Consider the following 6,004-nt stretch of genomic DNA (forward strand, 5'->3'; position numbering starts at 1 on the left):
AACAGCGTCCACAACTCGTCCGGCACCAACCGCTCCACCAGATCCGTCATGCACGGCTCAACGAGCGATCACACCATCAGAAACGACGTCTAAACCGCAGGAAGCCGACTGGCTGGGTGCGGCCCACCACCATCCGGTGGCCGCACCCAGCAAGGCCCTGGTGCCGAAGTGTTGCGTGGTGGTCCGGGTAGTCCAGCCGGGCCACCCCGGGAGTACGACTGTCTCGCCCACCGGTTCGGGAACGGAGCGACCAGCGTGACGGCTCGGACATTAGCGATACGGAGTGGGCACTGGTTCGGGACCTGCTGCCGGTGCCGGCCTGGATGGCCGATGGGTGCAGCCGGCCGGAGGGCTACTGCCACCGGCAGATGATCGACGCAGTGCGCTACCTCGTCGACGACGGCATCAAATGCGGGCGATGCTCTGCGGCTTCCCGCCCTGGCCACAGGTCTACGCCTTCTTCGCCCCGTCATCCGGCAAGGGTGAGGTTGTGCAGGCGGGCGATGCCGAGCATGGCGTGGTGCACGCCGTCGCCCTTGAGACGGCAGTCGCGGAGGATCTTCCAGCTCTTCATGCGGGCGAAGACGTGCTCGACGCGGGCACGGACCTTGCGGTGCGAGGCGTTGTGCTCCTCTTTCCATGCCGGGAGTTCGGCCTGGCCGCGCTCGCGACGGTGCGCGGGATGACCAGACCGGTGCCCCGGTAGCCGCCGTCGGCAATCACCTTGGTGTGGCCGACGGCGCCCTTCGCGCTGGACAGCTCCCCCGCCTTGCAGTCGTTGCGGTTGCCCGCGACCGGCCGGCCGACGGCGACGACCAGCCGGGTGTCGGCGTCGATGACGACCTGGTGGTTGGTCGAGTACCGGTAGTTCTTCGACTGCTCGGCGATGCTGTGGTCGCGTGCGGACACCAGAGTGCCGTCCACGATCAGCACGGTGTCCTTGCGGAACCGCTTACGCGGCTGCAGCGCGAGCGCCGGCCCGAGGTGGTCGACGATGCGGCCGGCCGCAGACTTTGACACCCCGAACCTTGGCCGGCTGCCGGCCAAGAAGGTCAGCCGCCGCGCTTCAGGCGTACGACGACGGGGGCGCCGAAGGGATCGCCGGACTGGCTGACCTCAACTTGTCCGGCTCCCAGCCACTCGTCGGTGCCGGGCACCCGGTGGATCTCCTTCAGCCACAGCGACTGGTTCGACCCCTTGCGGGCACCGGTCGACAGCGGCAGGCGGTGGTGCTTGATCTTCATACACCGGCCGTCGTCGGTCAGGTACCAGTTGCCGTCGAGGAACAGGCCCTCGTCGTCCTGCCCCACGGGGGTCCGCAGAGTGCACCCGCCGGGCGCGTGCTCCTGCTCGACCCACTTCGAGCCGTTCCAGCGCAGCCGGATGTACTCGTCCGCGGGTTCGTTGTCGACCTCGCCGTGGTTGAAGGTGTTGTTGCCGTACGCGCGCACCTCACCGCTGTCGAGCGCGAAGACCTGGCCGAGGCCGGCGCTGGGCTCCGGTGGGATCGGCTCCTCGAAGCGGGCTTGTGGGGTTTCCACCGGCTTCCAGGACGTGCCGTCCCAGTGCATCGAGGCGGGCTGGCTGTACCGCTCGCCGTAGCTCAGCTCGGTGCCCGGCCCGGTCGAGCGGCTGCCGACCGCCCAGACGTCGTCTGGTCCCACCACGGCGAGGTCGGAGGCGGGGTACGGCAGCCGGGTCACGGCCCAGTGGGTGCCGTCCCAGTGCTGGGCGGTGTGCTCCCCGTCGAGGGCCCAGATGTCGTCAGGGCCCGCGGCCTCGAAGTCCCTGACTTTCCCTGGCGGGGGGCTCGGCACCGCGGACCAGCGGGTGCCGTCCCACCTTGCCCAGGGGTTCACGGCGGTGCCCTCTTCGTCGGGTTGCGGGCGCAGCCACAGTGCTTCCTCGCCGACCTCTTCGAGCAGTGGCGGGTAGTCGGTGGTGCCGAGAGCTTCGGGAAGGGGCTTGCGCTTCCACTGCGTACCGTCGTAGTGCAGTAGGTGGGCGTTGGACTCGCCGTTGTTCTCGGTCCCGACTGCCCAGATGTCGTCCTTGGCCAGGACGGCAACATCGGTGAGCTCTCCGCTGAAGTCCGCGATGTGCTCGAACTGCCAAGTGAGGGAGCCCGCAGGACCCTTGGGCGGGGTGCCCTTGCCACTGGGGTCCGCCGTGTCGGCGGAGCCCGTGGCCCGGGAGCCGGTCGGATGGGAGTCCGTGCCGCACCCCGTAGCCGTGAGCAGCAGGGCGCCCGCGCAGAGAAGGGCCGGAATGGCGGCAAGGGGGCGGGGGAGTGGATACATGCGGAAAAGCCTCCGCGGTGCGACTTACGGGCTGGTAACGGCTCGGTCTGGATCTTGACTCAATCGATAGGAGCGCTTCAGTTGGCGAAACCCGCCAGGTGTGGCGCTCAGTCACAGGTGATGGACTCCGGACATGAAGCGCTTATCCGGGATCCATACAGCAGGGGTGGCGCAAAAAAACACCACTCCAGAGCAGTGATTCCGCGATGTGTGGCGGTCCCGTGGGACTGCTGGCTATCCCGAGCAGTCCAGCGGCGGTCGATGCTATGCAAGCGATGTCTGAAAAGCAATCACGACTTCGTGACTCCCTGGTCTCCTAATCTCGCAGTTTCGCTCGTATGAGCAATGAGGTAGCGAAACAACGGCTCAACCGAGCATCACTGTTGCAGAGTCGAGACGGAACGGCTGTTACCGCCTCTACGGCGAAATGCCAGTACGCCCGTCCATAGCCCCTACGCGCCTAATGCGGACAGCAGTTGCAGTTGGGGTGACGCCTTCGGTTCCGCGTGGGGGCAAACGCTGCCGTCCAGCCTCGCCGGACAGGCCGTGGCCGTCCACTTCGATGACCTTCAGCGTGGGGTGGATCACCGCAGGACGATCTGGGCGGGGGTGCGGTGAGCAGGGCTGAACAGGTGGTCGCGTACGTCGGACGGCCGCAGACCGTCGCCGCGTTGGATGGCTGTTGCCCGATGGCCCTCCGGCCGGGCCACCCGGGGGACAGCGTCCCCTGGATACGGGCGAGCCGACATGCTCTCTTTAAGGTGGCGACCGGGACAGCCGCACCCGCGAGGCCCAAGGCCACGATTACGACACCACGCCCCGGTCGTTCCACCGGCGTGGGCGTGTTCGGTCCGAACGCCCGGACCTACCGTTATCGGACCTCGACGCCAAGGAGTCTCCATGTCAGATCGGGATCGGTCTCCAGCAGTTGCTCCTCGAGCACTTAGCCGACGGCGACCTGGACGCCCTGATGGCCCTCTACGAGGACGACGCGGTATCCGTCGGTCCCGACGGCGGGCAGGCCGTGGGCCGTGCTGCGGTGCGGGAGGCGCTGGCGGTGCTGCCGGCGGTGGTCGACCGATTCTCGCTCGAACCGACCTTCGCAGTGCGGCGGTATCGCCCTCCTGCGGGTGCCTGGACGCTCGACGGCACGGCCCCGACGCCCCCCGATCGATGTCCGGGGTGACTGTCGAAGTCGCCCGCCGCGGCACAGATGGCAACTGGCGCTACTGCGTGGACAGCCCGTTCGGCCTGGTTGGTACGCGCCCGAGTAGACGCGCCTGAGTGACCAGATCCGGCGGCGGTAGGACACCGAGACTGTCCGCTTCGTTCACCACGAAAATGGCTTCCGCCGAGCGGTCCTTTCGCCCGGCGCCTACGGGCCCTCGCCGCGCCGCAGCGCATCGTCTGGAGACACATCGGGCAGCCGTCAACCAGCTGACCGGGCACTCCGTTCCGGACTCTGGCCGCGTTGCGTGATGGCTACGGCCACATGCGGCTCTGACGCAGCTGGACTGGCAGCACCTGTCTGGGCGCGTGCCAGACCTGACAACACTGGAACTGGATTACTTCGCCACCCTGGACGACCTGGTCATCACGCTCATCAATGACGTGTACGCGCCTGCACCTCCACCAGAACAGCACCTCCGACTGGTGCGACTGCGACTCCGGGTTGTGCGTCTCGGCGCCCGTCGCGGTCATCGGCAGACCCCGGGTGTGGCCCAACGATGTGACAAGGGAGGCTTCTGTGCGCCGACGCGCCAGTATCCGTCAGAAGACCACCGGTATCGGCGTGACGGTGGTGGCGGTGGTCGCCTTGTCGACGTGTTCCGGTCCAAGTGAGGGCGGGAGTGTGGCCGCGCCGCAGAGATGTCACGGCGCCGGGTCCCTTGCTGCCCCGCACCCCGGGGACCCGGCGGCCGGGCCCAGGACGCCGACACACCCGGCCGGCGCCGCACCGCAGGCCGATTTCGACGGCGACGGGCATGCCGATCTGGCCATGTCCGGAAGCGGGGATGTGGGCGACACCTATGTGGCCGGGAATATCGCCGTGGCGTACGGTTCCGGTGACGGGACCGGTCCTGGCCGCTGCCAGCTTCTGACCCAGGCGGACCCTGCCGTGCCGGGAGAGGCCAATGAGGAGGCGGAGTTCGGGAGTGAGGCCGTTGCCCGCGATTTCGACGAGGACGGCTGTACCGATCTCGCGGCCACCGTCTTCGAGGGCAACGCCTCTCACGTGATCATGCTGTGGGGGTCCAGGAACGGGCTGGCGAGTGCCAGCCGCATCCGGGGCACGGACGGAAGTCACGTACCCGGCGGCGTCACCGACATCGCCGGGGAGCAGCTCGCGGCCGGCGACTTCAACGGTGACGGTCATGTGGATCTGGTCACCGGTCTGGGATCGAGGAAAGGCCTGCTGATGGGGCCGTTCAGCCGGAAGGGGGCTGCGGAGGACACCGGGAAGGTCCCCGCTCCGCACCTCCCCGACGACCCGAACGGCGATCTGGTGCTCAGGGACCTGGTGGCCGGTGACCTCAACGGCGACGGCACCGACGATCTGGTGAGCTTCCACACCGACAGAAATGACGTCTCCAGCTGGACGGGGCGGACCGGAAGCAGCAGCTACCTGGCCGGCGGCCCGAACGGCTTCACCAAGCCGGACAGCAAGCACCTCCCCGGTGCCGGGACGGGCGCGGTCGGCGACGTCGACCATGACGGATACGCCGATCTGATCGTCAGCCCCCGCAATGATCAGACAACGCGCACCGCCCTGGAGGTGGTCTACGGCAGCAAGACCGGGCCCGGGCCCCGCACCACCACTGTCGATCGCGACGTCCCAGGCGTTCCCAGCATGGAACTGTCCGGCGGCGAGGCCGTGTTCACCGCCCTGGACTCCGGTGACGTCGACGGCGACGGGTACGCCGACCTGGTGGCCGGAGCGCCAGGTCTACGCGTGCACGGTGTGGACCAGGCGGGCGCGGTGCTCTTCCTCAAGGGCGGCCCACGGGGCCTGACGGACACTGGCGCCCAGCTACTGGACTCCAGCGCCGTGGGGGCGGTCCCCGCCGAAGGTGACGGCTTCGGCGGGGCGGTACGCCTGACCGACATGAACGGCGATCACCGGGCAGATCTGGCGGTAGGCGCTTCGGGCGAGGGTGAAAGTGAGGGGCACTTCACCGGCTCGGTCTGGATGCTGCCTGGAACCAGGGGCGGCGTGACCGGGCATGGCGCCTCGCACCTCAGTCCCGGCGACCTGCCGGGTCTCAACGGCGATCCCGTGCTGGGCCAGCGTTTCGCCAGGTAGGCACGGAGGGGCGGCACCCCACTATGCGCGCGAAGACCGCCTCGAGGGGTGTCGCCGCTGGCCCGCCGGCCCTGGCCCGTCCTTGGCCGCATACCTGGCGGCATCGGCGCGGACAGCGCCGGGCGCCGGGTCGACCAGGCGGCAGGCGCCATGGAGGCACCAACCCCTCAGCCTCCCAACCACGGCACCGGCCGGGCGACGAGGAAACGGAAGCGCGGCGGGGGGGGGGGGGGGGGGGCGGGGGGGGGCGGGCCGGGGGGGGGGGGGGGGGGGGGGGGGGGGGCGGGGGGGGGGGGGGGGGGGGGGGGGGGGGGGGGGGGGGGGGGGCCGCGGGGGCGGGCGGGGGGGCCCCCCCCCCCCGCGGCAGGCTGCGCCGGGGCGTACGCGCCCTCGGCCGCGA

General features: G+C 69.5%; 3 protein-coding genes and 1 pseudogene. 2 read left to right on the forward strand and 2 right to left on the reverse strand.

All coding sequences use genetic code 11. The annotated features are described in order from the left end of the window. Positions 1 to 469: 469 nt before the first annotated feature. Positions 470 to 1,032 (reverse strand): annotated as a pseudogene (locus tag ACIBBH_RS42235) (transposase); the annotation flags it as partial. A 20-nt stretch (positions 1,033 to 1,052) separates the two neighbouring features. Continuing rightward, positions 1,053 to 2,300 (reverse strand): hypothetical protein, encoded by a 1,248-nt coding sequence (locus ACIBBH_RS42240; protein ID WP_399414270.1) that lies wholly within the window; start codon positions 2,298 to 2,300, stop codon positions 1,053 to 1,055. A 928-nt stretch (positions 2,301 to 3,228) separates the two neighbouring features. Between ACIBBH_RS42240 and ACIBBH_RS42245 the strand changes: the two genes are divergently transcribed. Together ACIBBH_RS42245 and ACIBBH_RS42250 are read left to right on the forward strand one after the other, a co-directional pair. Beyond that, positions 3,229 to 3,486: a YybH family protein gene (locus ACIBBH_RS42245; protein WP_399414272.1), complete on the forward strand. Its 258-nt coding sequence runs from the start codon at positions 3,229 to 3,231 to the stop codon at positions 3,484 to 3,486. 813 nt (positions 3,487 to 4,299) lie between these two features. Continuing rightward, positions 4,300 to 5,604 carry an FG-GAP and VCBS repeat-containing protein gene (locus ACIBBH_RS42250; protein WP_399414274.1) on the forward strand — a complete coding sequence of 435 codons (1,305 nt, stop codon included), beginning with the start codon at positions 4,300 to 4,302 and terminating at the stop codon, positions 5,602 to 5,604. The last annotated feature ends 400 nt before the right edge of the window (positions 5,605 to 6,004 follow it).

The organism is Streptomyces sp. NPDC051636 (genome assembly GCF_044453765.1).
GTDB lineage: Bacteria > Actinomycetota > Actinomycetes > Streptomycetales > Streptomycetaceae > Streptomyces.

Coding starts and splice junctions, on each gene's coding strand:
- ACIBBH_RS42250 (WP_399414274.1), top strand. CDS start 4,300: ATGTCCGGAAGCGGGGATGTGGGCGACACCTATGTGGCCGGGAATATC.
- ACIBBH_RS42240 (WP_399414270.1), bottom strand. CDS start 2,300: ATGTATCCACTCCCCCGCCCCCTTGCCGCCATTCCGGCCCTTCTCTGC.